At 34.3% G+C, this 17,195-nt stretch carries 14 protein-coding genes and 1 riboswitch; of the genes, 6 read left to right on the top strand and 8 right to left on the bottom strand.

The window, feature by feature from the left end:
* Window positions 1-76 precede the first annotated feature (76 nt).
* Window positions 77-1,441, top strand: coding sequence for an L-serine ammonia-lyase (locus tag EV697_RS06580; protein ID WP_132023900.1), 1,365 nt, complete (start codon window positions 77-79; stop codon window positions 1,439-1,441).
* A 73-nt stretch (window positions 1,442-1,514) separates the two neighbouring features.
* On the opposite strand, the gene ilvA is transcribed toward EV697_RS06580, so the two are convergent.
* The 4 genes from ilvA to ilvG all read right to left on the bottom strand — a co-directional run bounded on the left by ilvA (window position 1,515) and on the right by ilvG (window position 6,859).
* Entirely contained in the window at window positions 1,515-3,050 is a 1,536-nt protein-coding gene (ilvA, locus tag EV697_RS06575) for a threonine ammonia-lyase, biosynthetic (RefSeq protein ID WP_132023898.1), read from the bottom strand.
* A gap of 70 nt (window positions 3,051-3,120) precedes the next feature.
* Window positions 3,121-4,956, bottom strand: coding sequence for a dihydroxy-acid dehydratase (ilvD, locus tag EV697_RS06570; RefSeq protein ID WP_132023896.1), 1,836 nt, complete (start codon window positions 4,954-4,956; stop codon window positions 3,121-3,123).
* Window positions 4,957-4,980: 24 nt separating this feature from the next.
* Window positions 4,981-5,199: an acetolactate synthase 2 small subunit gene (gene ilvM / locus EV697_RS06565; RefSeq protein ID WP_132023894.1), complete on the bottom strand. Its 219-nt coding sequence runs from the start codon at window positions 5,197-5,199 to the stop codon at window positions 4,981-4,983.
* Window positions 5,200-5,212: 13 nt separating this feature from the next.
* Window positions 5,213-6,859, bottom strand: a complete 1,647-nt coding sequence (gene ilvG, locus EV697_RS06560) for an acetolactate synthase 2 catalytic subunit (RefSeq protein ID WP_132023892.1) — start codon at window positions 6,857-6,859, stop codon at window positions 5,213-5,215.
* Between the two features lie 381 nt (window positions 6,860-7,240).
* On the opposite strand from ilvG, the gene EV697_RS06555 reads away from it, so the two are divergent.
* Together EV697_RS06555 and crcB are read left to right on the top strand one after the other, a co-directional pair.
* Window positions 7,241-8,059 carry a Cof-type HAD-IIB family hydrolase gene (locus tag EV697_RS06555; protein WP_132023890.1) on the top strand — a complete coding sequence of 273 codons (819 nt, stop codon included), beginning with the start codon at window positions 7,241-7,243 and terminating at the stop codon, window positions 8,057-8,059.
* Window positions 8,059-8,442, top strand: coding sequence for a fluoride efflux transporter CrcB (gene crcB, locus EV697_RS06550; RefSeq protein WP_132023888.1), 384 nt, complete (start codon window positions 8,059-8,061; stop codon window positions 8,440-8,442). The genes EV697_RS06555 and crcB overlap by 1 nt, the downstream gene beginning before the upstream one ends.
* Here crcB and EV697_RS06545 read toward each other — a convergent pair.
* Both EV697_RS06545 and ribB read right to left on the bottom strand, forming a co-directional pair.
* Window positions 8,439-9,383: an alpha/beta fold hydrolase gene (locus EV697_RS06545; protein ID WP_132023886.1), complete on the bottom strand. Its 945-nt coding sequence runs from the start codon at window positions 9,381-9,383 to the stop codon at window positions 8,439-8,441. The two genes, crcB and EV697_RS06545, sit on opposite strands and share 4 nt — an antisense overlap.
* Window positions 9,384-9,595: 212 nt before the next feature.
* Window positions 9,596-10,240: a 3,4-dihydroxy-2-butanone-4-phosphate synthase gene (ribB, locus tag EV697_RS06540; protein ID WP_132023884.1), complete on the bottom strand. Its 645-nt coding sequence runs from the start codon at window positions 10,238-10,240 to the stop codon at window positions 9,596-9,598.
* A 122-nt stretch (window positions 10,241-10,362) separates the two neighbouring features.
* A riboswitch (FMN riboswitch) is annotated at window positions 10,363-10,515 on the bottom strand.
* A gap of 97 nt (window positions 10,516-10,612) precedes the next feature.
* Here ribB and ubiK point away from each other — a divergent pair.
* The 3 genes from ubiK to EV697_RS06525 all read left to right on the top strand — a co-directional run bounded on the left by ubiK (window position 10,613) and on the right by EV697_RS06525 (window position 12,912).
* Window positions 10,613-10,864 carry a ubiquinone biosynthesis accessory factor UbiK gene (gene ubiK, locus EV697_RS06535; RefSeq protein WP_132023882.1) on the top strand — a complete coding sequence of 84 codons (252 nt, stop codon included), beginning with the start codon at window positions 10,613-10,615 and terminating at the stop codon, window positions 10,862-10,864.
* 75 nt (window positions 10,865-10,939) lie between these two features.
* A complete protein-coding gene (nadR, locus tag EV697_RS06530; RefSeq protein ID WP_132023880.1) occupies window positions 10,940-12,217 on the top strand; it encodes a multifunctional transcriptional regulator/nicotinamide-nucleotide adenylyltransferase/ribosylnicotinamide kinase NadR in 1,278 nt (425 codons plus the stop codon).
* A 5-nt stretch (window positions 12,218-12,222) separates the two neighbouring features.
* Entirely contained in the window at window positions 12,223-12,912 is a 690-nt protein-coding gene (locus tag EV697_RS06525) for a metallophosphoesterase family protein (RefSeq protein WP_132023878.1), read from the top strand.
* A gap of 66 nt (window positions 12,913-12,978) precedes the next feature.
* Here EV697_RS06525 and EV697_RS06520 read toward each other — a convergent pair whose 3' ends face one another.
* Window positions 12,979-15,699 carry a TonB-dependent receptor domain-containing protein gene (locus tag EV697_RS06520; RefSeq protein WP_132023876.1) on the bottom strand — a complete coding sequence of 907 codons (2,721 nt, stop codon included), beginning with the start codon at window positions 15,697-15,699 and terminating at the stop codon, window positions 12,979-12,981.
* 263 nt (window positions 15,700-15,962) lie between these two features.
* Window positions 15,963-17,114 carry a lactaldehyde reductase gene (gene fucO, locus EV697_RS06515; protein ID WP_132023874.1) on the bottom strand — a complete coding sequence of 384 codons (1,152 nt, stop codon included), beginning with the start codon at window positions 17,112-17,114 and terminating at the stop codon, window positions 15,963-15,965.
* Window positions 17,115-17,195 lie beyond the last annotated feature (81 nt).

Genomic DNA, 17,195 nt, shown 5'->3' with positions numbered 1-17,195 from the left:
CCATTTAATTTTAACTAACTTCCTAACTCTCCCTAACGCATAGGGAGAGTTTATTATAAAAATAACAAGGATAAATATGATTAGTGTTTTTGATATGTTTAAAATTGGTATCGGTCCATCAAGCTCTCATACCGTAGGTCCTATGAAGGCAGGAAAACAGTTTATTGATGATTTAATCGAAAAAAATCTATTTGAACAAATAGATAATATAACTGTTGATGTCTATGGTTCATTATCTATGACAGGACGAGGACATAATACCGATATAGCAATCATTATGGGATTAGCGGGCTATTTACCTCATAACGTTGATATTGACTTAATCCCTAGCTTTATAAATACAGTAAAAAATACTGCAATTTTACCCATTGCAGAAAACAAAAAAAGTATAAGTTTTGACTTCTACAAAGATATGCAATTTCATAATTCTTTTCTACCATTACACGAAAATGGTATGACAATCACTGCATTCACAGGAAAAGAAATATGTTATAAAAATACCTACTACTCTATTGGTGGTGGATTTATTGTTGATGAAAGCCATTTTGGATTAGAAGAAAAATCAGCGATAGCCATACCTTATCCTTATAAAAATACAGAGGATATTTTAAACCACTGTAACGAAAGTGGTTTAGCACTCTCCACTGTTGTTCGCAAAAATGAAATAGCGATACGTGGTAAAGAAGAAGTCAGTCAATACTTACAATTAGTCTGGCAAACAATGAAAGATTGTATTGAACGAGGCATAAATACCGAAGGTATTTTACCTGGTCCACTAAAAGTAGTTCGCCGTGCTGCCTCATTACATAGAATGTTGCAATCTAACAATAATTTATTACACGATCCAATGGGAATTATTGATTGGGTAAATATGTTTGCTTTGGCAGTGAATGAAGAAAATGCGGCAGGAGGAAGAGTAGTTACTGCACCGACAAATGGAGCTTGTGGTATCGTGCCAGCTATTTTAGCTTATTATGATAAATTTATTACACCAGTTACCGCTGATATTGCAGAACGTTATCTACTCACTTGTAGTGTGATTGGGTCTTTATATAAAATGAATGCCTCTATCTCTGGTGCTGAAGTTGGCTGTCAAGGCGAGGTTGGGGTAGCTTGCTCTATGGCAGCTGCTGGATTAACAGAAATTTTAGGTGGAAGTCCTCAACAAGTCTGTGTTGCAGCAGAAATTGCTATGGAACATAATCTTGGTTTAACTTGTGATCCTGTTGGTGGACAAGTTCAAGTACCTTGTATCGAACGTAATGCTATTGCTTCAGTAAAAGCAATTAATGCAAGTCGTATGGCACTACGTCGTACAACGACACCAAGAGTGAGTTTAGATAAAGTGATTGAAACGATGTATGAAACAGGTAAAGATATGAATTCTAAATATCGAGAAACCTCTAAAGGTGGATTAGCCGTTAAAATTGTCTGTTCATAATTAATTACAATAATTAAAAAGATTTTTAAAGGTAAAGGTCAAAACAAATTTGACCTTTACCGATAATTAATTATCAAACCAAAAAATATTGATAGGCTGGACTATCTGTCACATCTTGGTAAGTATAAGCCAGTTTTTCTAAATGTTCTTGAAAACGAACGTCATCATTTTCATCTAATTGAAAAGCCGCCAATACATTGCCATAATCCATACTATGTGCTCGATAATGGAATATAGAAATATTCCAATGTGTACCTAGCACTTCTAAGAATTTTAATAATGCCCCTTTTTGCTCAGGAAATTCAAAACTATATAGCTTTTCTTTTAAGTGATTTGAAGCCCGTCCACCGATCATATAACGAATATGAGTTTTCGCCATTTCATCATCAGAAAGATCCGTTACTAAATAATCATTTTTACGTAACTCTTCAATGATTTCAAACTTTTCATTTTCACTAGAAATTCTTACCCCGACAAAAATACAAGCTTTTTTATCATCCGCATAACGATAATTAAATTCAGTTACGGCTCGATCACCCAATAAATGACAAAAACGTAAAAAACTCCCTTTTTTCTCAGGAATAGTTACCGCAAGCATTGCCTCTTGTTTTTCACCAATCTCACAACGCTCTGAAACATAGCGTAAAGTATGGAAATTTAGATTAGCACCAGATAATACATTTACTAGAGTTTCACCTTGAATATTATGTTGTTTCACATATTTTTTTAATCCAGCTAAAGACAAAGCACCAGATGGCTCAGAAACCGCTCTAACATTTTCAAATATATCCTTCATAGCAGCACAAATTTCATCACCGTCCACCAATACCACATCATCAATATACTGCTGACAAAGCCTAAAGGTCTCTTCACCAATTCTTTTTACCGCAACACCATCAGCAAATAAACCAACTCTATCTAATGTTGTTGGTTCTCCAGCTTTAAGTGAATAATAAAGACAAGCTGAATCTTGGCTCTCCACACCAATTACTTTAATTTCTGGCATTAATTGCTTGATAAGTACAGCAATCCCAGCGGCTAAGCCACCACCACCAACAGGTACAAAAATACGATCAATATTGGTATTTTGCTGTAATAATTCCATACCAAGAGAGCCTTGTCCTGCAATAACGGCAGGATGATCAAAGGGCGGTATAAAAGTCATCTGTTTTTCTTTTGAAAGCTCAACGGCTTTTGCTTTTGCCTCATCAAAATTCGCCCCAAATAATAAAACTTCACCACCAAAATTGCGTACTGCCTCCACTTTAATACTCGGTGTATTTTGAGGCATAACAATTAATGCTTTTAATCCTAAATGTTTCGCCGATAGTGCTACCCCTTGAGCGTGATTACCCGCTGATGCCGCAATAACCCCTGCTTGCTTTTGTATTTCACTTAAGCCAGCTATCATTGCATAAGCCCCACGCAGTTTAAAACTATGTACAGGCTGACGATCTTCACGCTTTACAAAAATATTATTATGTAAACGTGTGGATAATTTTTCCATTTCTTGTAAGGGTGTTACTTGTGCAAGCTCATAGACTTTTGAGCTTAAAATAGCTCTTAAATATTCTGATCCTGTTGGTTGCTCACCTAAATTCTTTGTCATTTTTTTACCACTAAATTATTTATTATTACTGACGAAAAAGTGCGGTCATTTTTTTATAAATAATCGCATTTTATATTTTACTCTTATCTCTTACTGCACCTTTATCGGCAGATGTCGCAAAATGCCCATAAACCTTTAGTGCAAAGGAGACTTCACGTTGACGACTTTCTGGTTTCCAACCTTTCAAATTTTGTTGCTCTCGGCGTTGTGCCAATTCTTTCTCATCAACAACTAATTGTATTGAGCGATTAGGAATGTCAATTTCAATAGTATCTCCATTTTTCACCAAGCCAATTAATCCACCCGCAGCCGCCTCTGGCGAACAATGTCCAATGGATAGTCCTGATGTTCCACCAGAAAAACGACCATCTGTTAATAACGCACATTCTTTACCTAAACCAATCGACTTTAAATAACTTGTAGGATAAAGCATTTCTTGCATTCCTGGTCCACCTTTCGGTCCTTCATAGCGAATTACTACTACATTACCTGCCTTGACTTTTCCGCCCAATATTCCTTCAACAGCGTCTTCTTGGCTTTCAAAAACAATCGCCGATCCTATGAATTTTAGAATTGATTCATCAACACCAGCAGTTTTTACAATGCAACCATCTAATGCAATATTGCCAGATAACATCGCCAAACCACCGTCTTGACTATAAGCAAATTCCTTACTGCGAATACAACCATTTTGACGATCATTATCTAAGGTATCCCAACGACAATCTTGAGAAAAAGCCTTTGTAGTACGAATACCCGCAGGACCTGCTCGATAAAAATCTTTGATCTTCTGATCCTCTGTGAGCATAATATCATACTTAGCAATTTGTTCTGCAAGGCTCAATCCTAATATGGTTCTGGTTTGATTATGAAGTAGGCTAGCGCGATCCAATTCACCTAAAATTGCCATAATTCCACCAGCACGATGCACATCCTCCATATGATATTTCTGTGTATTTGGTGCGACTTTACTTAAACAAGGTATTTGACGAGAAAGGCGATCAATGTCTGCCATCGTAAAATCAACCTCTGCTTCTTGTGCAGCTGCAAGTAAATGCAATACAGTATTAGTTGAGCCCCCCATAGCAATATCTAAACTCATAGCATTCTCAAAAGCTTCTTTTATCGCAATATTTCGAGGTAAGACAGAATAATCATCTTGCTCATAATGCTTTTTACAAAGCTCAACAATTTGTGTTCCTGCCTCTAAAAAGAGTTGTTTTCGATCAATATGAGTAGCTAAACAAGAACCATTACCTGGTAAACTCAGTCCTAATGCTTCTGTTAAACAATTCATAGAATTAGCCGTAAACATACCCGAACAAGAGCCACAAGTAGGGCAAGCTGAACGCTCAATTTGCTCACTCACTTCATCTAATACATTGGGATTCGCCCCTTGGATCATTGCATCGACTAAATCCAATTTAATAATTTGATCAGATAGCTTAGTTTTCCCCGCTTCCATTGGACCGCCAGAAACAAAAATAGTCGGAATATTTAAACGCAATGCTGCCATTAACATTCCAGGGGTGATTTTATCGCAATTTGAAATACACACCATCGCATCTGCACAATGAGCATTGACCATATATTCCACAGAGTCCGCAATTAAATCACGAGATGGCAAAGAATAAAGCATTCCACCATGCCCCATTGCAATCCCATCATCAACAGCTATCGTATTAAATTCTTTAGCTACCCCACCAGCTTCTTCAATTTGTTTTGCGACTAATTGACCTAGGTCTTTAAGATGAACATGACCAGGTACAAATTGGGTAAAAGAATTAACCACCGCAATAATAGGTTTTCCAAAATCATTATCTTTCATTCCTGTTGCACGCCATAATGCTCTTGCCCCAGCCATATTGCGACCTTGAGTGCTCGTTGCCGAACGTAATTTAGGCATAATAAATAATCTCTCCAAATAAAATCAGTTTAATGTAACCACATCATATAATTTTGCTAATTGATTTTTTAATAAATCAATCGCTCTTGTACTTTGCACCTGTAATTGTAACTTAATTTGATCTTCTAATAACTCTGTTTGTAAAGTTACTACTTCAAATCCACGATGACGAACTACTCTTAATAAACGTTCTAAGGTTTCAGGTCGTCTATTCGCAATAATTGATAATTCATATTTTGTCATAATTTATTTCTCCTTAACCTTCTAACATCTCAGTATTACAAGTATTTGGTGGAACTAATGGCCATACATTTTCTTCTGAAGGTATACAAATATGTAAAAAATAAGCGGTTTCACTAGCAAGTAAACGATCTAATGCAGCACCAACTTCTGCTCCAGTTTCAATTCTTTCACCCGGTATATCAAAAGCAGAAGCTAAAGTAACAAAATCAGGATTATCATCAAGAATGGTATGACTTAACCGATCTTGGAAAAATAAGGTTTGCCACTGACGAACCATTCCTAAACGTTGATTATCCAATAACACGATTTTAACTGGGATTTGCCCACGCTTGATTGAACCTAACTCTTGGATATTCATCATAATTGACCCATCACCCGTAACCAAAACCACATTATCATTAGGGCGTGCTTTTTTTGCACCTATTGCCGCAGGCAATCCAAATCCCATCGTGCCATAGCCAGCGGAAGTAATGAAATTTTCTGGTGCAAAATGCTGCATATGTTGAGCAGACCACATTTGATGTTGTCCCACATCAGTTACTAATATTGAATCTTCAGATTTTTTCTTAGATAACGTATTTAATAACCACCAAGGATTAATTGGTTGATTCCCCTCATTCTTAGCATACTGAAAATCAAACTGTGTTTTTAATTCCACAACTTCTTGTTGCCATTCTTCAATACTTACAGGAATACTTAATGCTTTAAATGCTTGATTTAAATCACCTTGTAATGCCACATCAGGCATACGTAACTTACCTAATTCAGCAGCATCAATATCACAATGAATCACTTTTGCTTTAGGTGCAAAGCTCTCTAATTTACCTGTTACACGATCATCAAATCTTGCACCAAACACCAATAATAAATCCGCCTCTTGCGTAGCAAGATTAGCAGTTTTCGTCCCGTGCATACCAATCATTCCCATATAAAAAGGTGTATTAGGATCTATTGCTCCCAATCCTTTTAAGGTTGAAATACTTGGTATTTTGGTTACAGAAAGAAATTCACGTAAAGCTGGCACCGCTTTCGCCATACCTACACCACCACCGACATATACAATTGGTTTTTTAGCATTTTTTAATAATTCAACCGCTTGTTGTAATTTATTTTCTGAAAGTGCGGTTGGTTTTTCCACAGGAAATACGATAGGAGTTAAATCCGTCTCTGTTAATTGAATGTCTTTAGGAATATCAATGAGAACTGGTCCTGGACGACCGCTTTGAGCAATATAAAAAGCTTTTCCTAATATTTCTGGCAATTCGTCTATACTTTGAACTAAAAAACTATGTTTGGTACAAGCCAATGATAAGCCCAATACATCTGCTTCTTGAAAAGCATCTGTTCCAATTAATGCTCGCCCAACTTGCCCAGTTATCGCTACAATAGGAATAGAGTCCATAAACGCATCACCTAAACCAGTAATAAGGTTTGCAGCTCCAGGACCGGAGGTTGCAATACATACGCCCACAGGATTTCCTGCTCTAGCATATCCAATAGCAGCCATTGCCGCCCCTTGTTCATTACGGCACAATAAATGATCTAATTCCGAATCATAAATCGCATCATACACTGGCATAATCGCTCCACCAGGATAACCAAAAACAGTTGTTACGCCCTGAGCCTTCAAACATTCAACAACTAAATTTGCTCCATTCATACTTACACTCCACTTCTCTGGCAAAATTAAATCCCTAATAACAAAAAACCCCTCGCTCCGTAAGGTTTGCGAGGGGTTCTCATGAAATTCTATATCTATTTACTTTATTCTATATTTTTTCCATAACAACTTACCCCGCGATGAAATGACCACCACGAGGTTAATAATAATGATAGAAATAGAATAACTTAACGACATCTTAAAAATCCAATATATTATGTTTTTTTAATCAACTGTGCTTATAAATAACATAGTTTTAAAATAAGTCAAAACTTTTTTTCTGTTTTTTGCAAAAAATTTTATTTAATCTTTCAAAAATTACATTCAATCATAGTAAATTTAGTATATTATGTTTATAAATAAGATTAAATGAGAATTAATATGCAATTAAAACCATTTCGAGCCATTATATCAGATATGGATGGTACTTTACTCAATGCTGATCATACGCTGGGTTTATTTACTATTGAAACTATCGAAAAGTTAGCAAAATCAGGTATTGATTTTATTTTAGCAACAGGTCGCCCTTATGCTGATGTAGCCTCAATTATCAGTAAAATCAACATTAAAAATGCTGCAATGATTACCTCAAATGGTGCAAAAGCTCACGATTTATCGGGTAATCTTTTGTTTAGCCATTATTTACCTGAAGCTGTTGCTAAAAGTATTATGGGATTTCATTTCGATACTGCGAATATATGCTTAAATAGTTATCAAGATGAAGGGTGGTTTATTAATACTGAAGTGCCACAACTCGCTAAATTTCATCAAGATTCAGGTTTTCACTATCAAGTTGTTGACTTTTCTAAGCACCACGCAAATAACACCGAAAAAGTCTTTTTTATCGCTCGCTCACCACAAGATCTGATTCCGTTAGAAAAGCAACTTGTACAAGAATTTGGTAATGAAATAAGCCTAACTTATTCCACACCTTTTTGTATTGAAGTAATGAATAAAAATGTATCAAAAGCAACCGCACTTGCTCAACTAATTGAAAACAGAGATTATTCGCTTAAAGATTGTATTGCTTTTGGTGATGGTATGAATGATATTGAAATGCTAACAGAAGTAGGAAAAGGCTGTATGATGAGCAATGCGGATCCTCGTTTAGTTGCGAAATGTCCTCATTTAGAACAAATTGGATTAAATCATCACGAATCTGTTGCTAGCTATTTACGTGCAATATTTGGAGTATATTAATGGCAATCTTACAATCAATAGGATTAATTAGTCTTGGTGCTGCCATTGGTGCAAGTACCCGCTGGACAATAACGTTATTACTTGAATCAGTACTTTCTTTTCTATCATTTGGTACATTAATCGCCAACTATCTTGGCTGTTTTATTATCGGAATAATGCTAGCTATTTTCCTACAACACCCTAATTTATCAAGTGAATGGCGATTATTCATTGTTACTGGATTTTTAGGCAGTTTAACTACTTTTTCCTCTTTTAGCTTAGAAGTAGTAGATAATTTTCTTGCAGAAAAATGGCTTACAGGAATAGGTATTATTTCACTACACCTTTTAGGCTGTTTATTTTTAACTGGATTAGGATTTTTTATTTGGAAAAATCTATTCTAATCTTTAGCCATAAATTTAAAAATAGATTGTAGTGCATTATATCGAATTGGATCTCGCTCAAATAATATTTCGTGCTTTGCATTATTAACGGTCTCTAAAGTTCCCTTTTCTAAAAGGGCGGTCAAATTTTCTAAATTTTTATTATTAACAATTTTCTCCTTTTCCGAACGTAAAATGAGAATAGGAATTTCTATTCTTGGTAAAACCTTATCCAAACCTTTGATTGCCTGCAAACATAAATGAACCCAACGAAATGTTGGACCTCCTAAATGTAATTGGGGATAAGCGGCATTAATCCGATTCATCCACTTCATTCTTGTTTTACAAAAACTCAATTCATTTTCTCGTAGATCTGCGGGTTTATAAGCAGATTTACCAAAAACATATCGACTCCCTTGTCCCAAAATCATCATTAAATTAATAATTAACTCATCTCTTATTGGGTGTTCTGTTGGTAATCCCCAAAATGGTGAAGAAAAGACCGCTCTTTTTATATAATGATCATAATTAGCTAAATAATAAGTACTAATCAATGCTCCAAGAGAATGTGCTAATAAATATTGCTGTTCATAAGCGTATTTCGTGGTTACAAGCTCAATTAACATTGCAATATCATCAACATAAAAACGAAACTCATCAATATAACCTTTTTGTAGATCTTTAAGTAAACGCTGAGAATAACCTTGTCCACGATGATCAAAAACTAACACATCATAACCTTTCTCATAAAAATCGTAAGCAACTTCTGTCCATTTCAACAAATTTTCCGCTCTACCATTTACGAGAATCACTAATTTTTTTGCAACAATATCCGAATGCTTAAAGTGACGATAAGCAATTTGGTAATTTTTCTTACCATTAAAATATTGAATAGGAAATTGCTCCGCAAAAGGCAACAAGTGATGTAATGCAAATTGGCAAAATTCTGGTTCACGAATCATCGAATATTCTCTGGTTAAATAAGCTTTGAATATGCAAGAGAGTAGCAAAAAGAATACAAGAAAGCAAAGAGCAGATAGCAGATAGCAGATAGCAGATAGCAGATAGCAGATAGCAGATAGCAGATAGCAGATAGCAGATAGCAGATAATTACATTTACTTGCACCTTAAAATCAATACTTCCAAATTAAGGTGCAACTCATAATATGATTATTTAGATAGAATATTTTAAACGATACTCCACCAGATCTTCAATAGTCAAGACTGGGTAACCAAATTTCTGAGCAAAAGCAACGATCTCTGGTGTTCTCGCCATTGAACCATCATCATTGGTAATCTCACAAATTACTCCAGCTTCTTTATAACCCGCTAATCTGGCTAAATCAACAGAGGCTTCCGTATGACCACGACGTTTTAAAACGCCGCCATTCTCTGCTCGCAATGGAAATACGTGGCCAGGACGAGATAAATCACTCGGTTTTGCATTATCCGCAATAGCGGTTTTAATAGTTGTTACACGATCTTTTGCAGATACACCTGTTGAAACACCTTGAGCAGCTTCAATAGTCACAGTAAATGCTGTTTTATTAACTGAGGTATTATCTTTTACCATAGGCAACAAATTAAGTTGCTGACATAAATTATCGGTAACACAAAGGCAAACAATACCACTGCCATAACGAATAAGTTTTGCCATTTGCTCAGTAGTAATAGTTTCTGCAGGGAAAATAAGATCGCCTTCATTTTCACGATCTTCATCATCTAATACTAGGACGCCATTGCCCTGTTTAAATGCTTCTATTGCGTTTTTCACTCGTTCTTCAGAAGAACCAAACGAAGATAAAATTGACTGATTCATAGTAAAATCCTTAATAAACAAATTAATACTTGAATCAGGGCTGATGATAAAGCTTACACCTTTCTGAAGATATATACTTCAAAAAAATTAAACACGACAAATACAGGTTTATCAATAAAACCTGAAATTCTCTTTCATCCAGACTATCACTGTCGGCTTTGGAGTTTCACCAAATCTGCTGACTTTATCTATTAAAAAATAGATAAACGCTCGTGGGCTTGTATCAAAAATACTTTACCACCGGTAGGGAATTACACCCTGCCCTGAGAACAGGGCATAGTATAACGCAAACTTTATAGAGAAAAAATGTTTTTATTTCTTCACATATTGCATACAATAGAACGACTATTTAAATAAATATAGGAGATAGTTATGCTTAATCCCAAAAAAATCGAACAAATCATTCAACAAATGCAAGATTCTTTACCACAAGGTATTAAAGATTTAGGACAAGATGCCGAAAATAAACTAAAGCAAACTTTACAAGCACAATTATCTAAACTTGACCTCGTTACGCGTGAAGAATTTGATGTACAAACACAGGTACTGATAAGAACACGTGAAAAACTTAATGAGCTGGAAAAACGTTTGGATGATCTTTTAAAAGAAAAAGAAAATCAATAAAAGCAACCGCTCTTTTCAGTATGACACAATCCATCAAGAGTCGAGTAACTGAATAAACAAAGGATTATATAAATTATGTCAGATTTTGCTTATTTACAACAAAAAAGAAAGCAACTTAATCTTAAAGTGAATGAGATTTGTGAGCAAGCAGGGATTACCCGAGCTTACTTTAACCAACTAGTAAGTGGCAAAATTAGAAATCCTAGTGCGACGAAATTAAGTGCATTACATAAAGTATTAGGTATCAAAGAACAAAATAATAAAAAAATAGGGGTAATTTTTGGCAAATTTTACCCTGTACATACCGGTCATATTAATATGATCTATGAAGCATTCAGTAAAGTTGATGAAATTCATGTGATTGTTTGTAGCGATACAGAACGAGATCTGAAACTGTTTAATGATAGTAAAATGAAAAAAATGCCAACAGTACAAGATCGTTTACGATGGATGCAACAAATTTTCAAATATCAAAAAAATCAAATTTTTATACATCATCTAGTAGAAGACGGTTTACCAAGCTATCCAAATGGTTGGGAAGGTTGGGCAGATCGAGTAAAAACACTATTTAAGCAAAAAGATTTTGTACCAAGTATCGTATTCAGTAGTGAAATTCAAGACAAAGCACCCTATGAAAAATACCTAAATTTACAAGTAGAATTAGTCGATCCTGAACGTCGTTTTTTTAATGTTTCAGCAACAAAAATTAGAAATAATCCTTTTCAATATTGGAAATTTATTCCTAAAGAAGTTCGCCCATTCTTTGCAAAAACTATTGCTATATTAGGTGGTGAAAGTAGCGGTAAAACCGTTTTAGTAAGCAAGCTTGCTAGTGTATTTAATACCACATCAGCTTGGGAGTTTGGTCGTGAGTTTGTTTTTGAGAAACTTGGTGGTGATGAGCAAGCAATGCAATATTCTGATTATCCACAAATGGCATTAGGACATCAGAGATATATAGATTATGCGGTTAGACATGCGCATAAAATAGCAATTATTGATACTGATTTTATTACTACACAAGCATTTTGTATTCAATATGAAGGAAAAGCTCATCCATTTTTAGACTCAATGATCAAAGAGTATCCCTTTGATGTAACGATTCTCTTAAATAATAATACAAAATGGATTGACGACGGTTTGAGAAGTTTAGGTAATAATAATCAACGCCAACGTTTCCAAAATTTACTCAAAAAACTACTTAATAAATATAATATTCCTTATATTGAAATTGAATCACCAAGTTATCTTGATCGGTACAATCAAGTTAAAGATATTGTAGAAAAAATTTTGAATGAAGAAGAAATAGCAACATTAACACATAGTAATCAAAAACTAATATCTGAGGAATAATATAGATGATCTTATTTGCGGGTGATCCACATGGAAGCTACTCACACCTTTACCCTTTTGTTAAAGAACAATCTGGGGTCGCACTCGTTATTTTAGGAGATCTACAACTCACATCAGCTGAAGAATTAGATAATCTTTCAAAATATTGTGATATTTGGTTCATTCACGGAAACCATGATAGTAAAACAATTAGTGCCTTTGATGCTCTTTGGGGAACACAATGGAGAGAACGTAATATCCATGGAAAAGTGGTTGAAATACAAGGAGTACGTATTGCTGGACTTGGAGGAGTATTTCGTGGACAAATTTGGATGCCACCAAATAAGCCACTTTTCCTTGATCCCATTCATTATTGTCAATATTGTCAACAGGAAAAAATATGGCGAGGAGGCTTACCTTTACGTCATAGAACCTCGATATTCCCATCTGATATTGAAACACTAGAACAACAACAACAAGCTGATATTTTGATTACTCACGAAGCACCGAAACCACATCCTTCTGGCTTTAAAGTAATTAATCGCCTAGCGGAGAAAATGGCGGTAAAGCATGTCTTTCATGGACATCATCATGACAGTTTCAATTACGATCTTTCAAAAAAGAATATTCATTATAAAATTACCAGTGTTGGTTTTCGTAGTTTATCTGACATAGATGGAAATGCTTTACTTATTGGCATTGATGATAGAGAATAAAGTCAGCATTTACATTCATCTCATATAAAATAAGGATCTAACATCGTTAGATCCTTATTAGATTAACTAAAATTTATAAGATAAACTAAATTTAAAAGTTCTTCCTCGAGCAAAGTTATTTTGGAATTCTTTTGTATAATAATAATCACCTTCTGCATTTTTATCTGCATGAATTAATTTAGAATACTGAGAAGCTGAATCATTATTTGCATCAAGAGGGTTGGCATATCTTACATCTGTAATATTATCCACATTTAGTTTCAACATAAGATTCTCTGTCGGTTCATACATAACATAGAAATCATAAACCATTGGTTGACTATCAATCTCTTCATATTCTGCAATCCCCCCAATTCTATCACTTATGTCCTTTTTACCTGGACATACAGGTCTATTTCGCACTTTATCAAAATAAACTCTACCACCACCTCTACAAACTTCTATAGAATCAAATTTAGTTCTTTTGCTTTTTCCATAGTATTTTGCAATAGCTCCAATAGTTACCTTATTATCAAATAATCGTGTTCCTAATTCTAATGAACCATAACTATTAGGTAAGATAGTAACCTTTGTTAAACCAAAGCTTTGAGCCTCAGCTTGTTCCTCATCTGCATTAGAAGCAGTTCTTGGAATATCACTATAAGATGCAGGTTGGTTGGTTCTTTGTCTAGCATAACTTAAATTGGCAAAGAAACGTCCCATATCATAACTAAATTCGGCTTCAAAACCTTTCATTGTTACTAACTGATCGTGATTTCTGTGTTGTAATGCAGGAACAATTTGGCTACCGTGGATCGGATTAATTCCACGTATTGATTTATAACTATATACATTATGTATAAAATCATCAATTCTTGTTTTATATGCAGTAACTTTATAACCTATTTTATCTGCGTCAGTAATAGCCCCTTCCATAAAACCATTAAAGCCTATTTGTTGTGTTCTTGCTGTTTCAGGTTTAAGATTCAAATTTACTCCAGCATCAGCTAAACTAGAAAAAAACATTTCTTGAACTGTTGGAGCCCTATGTGTTTTTGAATAGCTAATAAAAGGAGTGAAATAATTATTCATATTTGCCGTTAAGGTTACTGAATAATTTTTAAATGTATTCTTTACCTGCTTGTAATTAACAAAAGTTGGTCTTTTCTTAAATTCTTCATCATCAAAATCCCACTCATATTTTTTATCAAACGCATCTAAATCCTTACTTAATTTATTCGCCTCATTAAGTATTTTTTGTGCAAATTCTTTTGCTTGCTCAGTAGGAGATAAATCATCATACATATCGTAAAGTCTATCCATTTTACTTTGTATTTTATGATATTCTTGATCAACTGACGTTAAAATCTGACCTTTGTTTTTAGACTTAACCAAATTCACGTTATAATCAAGTGTAAACATTTTCCACTCAAATTTATTATTAAAATAAATTGTCCTATTTTTCTGATCACCTTGTGGAAAAAATGAGTTGGTTGGTAATGATGCATTAACTTTTGTATAAAGATTCGTTTTACCTTTTGGATTTAGTTCACCTAATGAGGTTACACATTCTGGATCATCTTCACAAACTTTAAAAATTCTCAATTCATCTGGATAACGATTTCGAGAATAATCATTTTTTAACCAATTCATACCTGATGTCATTGTAAAATTTGTTTCAAAAGGCAAATTAAATTTAAATGAATTATTTATATCAAAACTAATAGATTTATTTCTACCTTGTAAAGGTTTTTGAATTTTTCTATCAATTATTGTCGAACCAATATCATAATTTTGGGAATTTTTATTTTGCGAATACAGTAAATTTAAATTGATAAAGTCATTATTTGGAATAATAAGATTATAATTAATTTGTTTAGTATCACTCTTGATAGAACGTCCAGCTAAATGATTAGTCAATTTTCTATATTGCAATCCTAACGTGCTATAATCATCGACATACTCTAACTTAACTAAATGGCTTTGTGGCTTTTGCTTAACTTTTTCTGGATCAAAAGGTCTTATATCGTACGGTGGTTCGTCATCATAAGCTTTACGATATTCTTCTGATATGATCTCCGTATTTTTCTTCGATATTTCTTGATGGGTTTCTCCTCCACCGACCAAATAATCTTGAGTAATTGTTTTACGGCTATATCCATATAAAAAACCTAATGAACCACCATAATCAAAGATTCGTTTCCCTGCTACTGCAGCCATATATTCTGGTTTTAAATCATTATCACCATTTGAATATTTTATTATTCCACCGATATTTTTATCTAATCTTAAAACGTCATCAACACCTATTGTTTTAAAATTAGCGGAACCCATTAAAGCATTTCCATTGCTACTAGATTTAAATGACCCTCTATTTATTTCAACACTTGTGAGAAAAAGCGGATCTATTGCAGCACCAAATTGTGATCCAGCTCCACCACCTTTAGTTCCCGTATCACCACCACTACTATAAAATGTTTGGGTCACCCCATCAATCATCGTATTAACTCTTCCTAATCCAGTTGCCCCTCTAATATTAACACTAACAGCTCCAGCAGCTTTATTCATTTGAGTAAATGTACCTGGTGTTGAACGGATAATAGCATCTAAATCCTTTGAGGATTTATTAATCTCATCTCTGATACTTACCGCACCTGTTTTTTTATATGCTTCATCTTTCTCTTTAAATTTTTGGCTTATAACTTCAATTGCATCAAGCTCTGTACTTGTACCATCATCCGCATGAGCTATTGATAGCATATTAGTAATTAAAATACTCGCAATACTGGTTTTGATTAATTTATTCAAAATAACCCCCTTAATATAATCTGAGCAAAAATATTTTGTAATTCTATACTAAATACAAAGAAAAACAATCCAAATAACAATTATTATCATTTGTATTACTAAAGGTAAGTAATTTTAAAAGAATTATCTTATATATTAATAGGATAATGAATTGACGACGAGATTATAACAAAATCTGATAGTTATAGATTTTCAAATAAATAACTATCAGATTAGTACAGTATGAAAGAAATAAAGCTAACTTCTATTCTTGATAATAAAAACTAAAATGCAATTTTATACACCTCTAAAATTTCATCAGAATTACAATCTCTTGGGTTACCGCCAGTACAAACATCATTAAACGCATCAATGGAAAGCGCAGGTAAATCCTCTTCTTTAACGCCAATCATAGAAAGTTTTTCAGGAATACCTACATCTTTTGCAAGTTGTTTAACTGCATCTACTGCTGCATTTCGATATGCATCTTGCGACATATCATCAACACCTTTAACCCCCATTGCTCGAGCTATTTCACGATATTTTTCACCAGTATAATTTTTGTTAAATTCCATAACATAAGGTAACAACACGGCATTTGCAATTCCATGAGGGGTATCATAGTAAGCAGATAAAGGGTGTGCCATACTATGAACAACCCCTAAACCAACGTTAGAAAAACCCATACCAGCAACATACTGTCCTAAAGCCATACCTTCACGCCCTTCTGGCTCACCATTAACTGAACTACGCAAATGGCGAGAAATCAATTCTATTGCTTTTAAGTGCAACGCATCCGTTAATTCCCAAGCCGCTTTAGTAATATAGCCTTCAATCGCATGAGTAAGAGCATCCATACCTGTGGCTGCGGTTAAACCTTTTGGCATACTTGCCATCATATCAGGATCAACAATTGCGACAGTCGGAATATCATTCACATCAACACATACAAATTTACGTTTTTTAGCTTCATCAGTAATTACATAATTTATGGTTACTTCTGCGGCAGTTCCTGCCGTTGTTGAAACAGCAATAACAGGAACTGATTTTTTCTTAGTTGGTGCAACCCCCTCTAAAGACAACACATCACTAAATTCTGGATTATTAATAATAATCCCTATCGCTTTTGAACTATCAATAGGCGAGCCACCACCGATAGCAATCAAGTAATCTGCCCCCACTTCTTTAAATTTAGCTACACCACGTTTAATAATATCAACACTAGGATTAGCTTTTACTTCATCAAAAATCTCATAGGCAAGACCTGCCTGATCTAAAAGTGCGGTCACTTTTTCAGCTACTTTAAATTTCACCAAATCTTTATCAGTAACCACGAGAGCTTTCTTAAAACCACGAGCTTGTGCTTCAGTAATAATATTTTGTATTGCACCTTTTCCATGATAGCTCGTTTCATTTAAAATCATTCTATTTGCCATAACAGTATTTCTCCAAAAATAATATTTCTCCAAAAATAATATTTCTCAAAAGAAATGGCATAAGAAATATTATGCCATTTT

Origin of the sequence: Bisgaardia hudsonensis (assembly GCF_004345785.1) — a bacterium.
In the GTDB taxonomy this organism is placed as follows: domain Bacteria; phylum Pseudomonadota; class Gammaproteobacteria; order Enterobacterales; family Pasteurellaceae; genus Bisgaardia; species Bisgaardia hudsonensis.
Note: the sequence above shows the minus strand (reverse complement) of the source record. Positions and strands in the feature narration are given on the sequence as shown.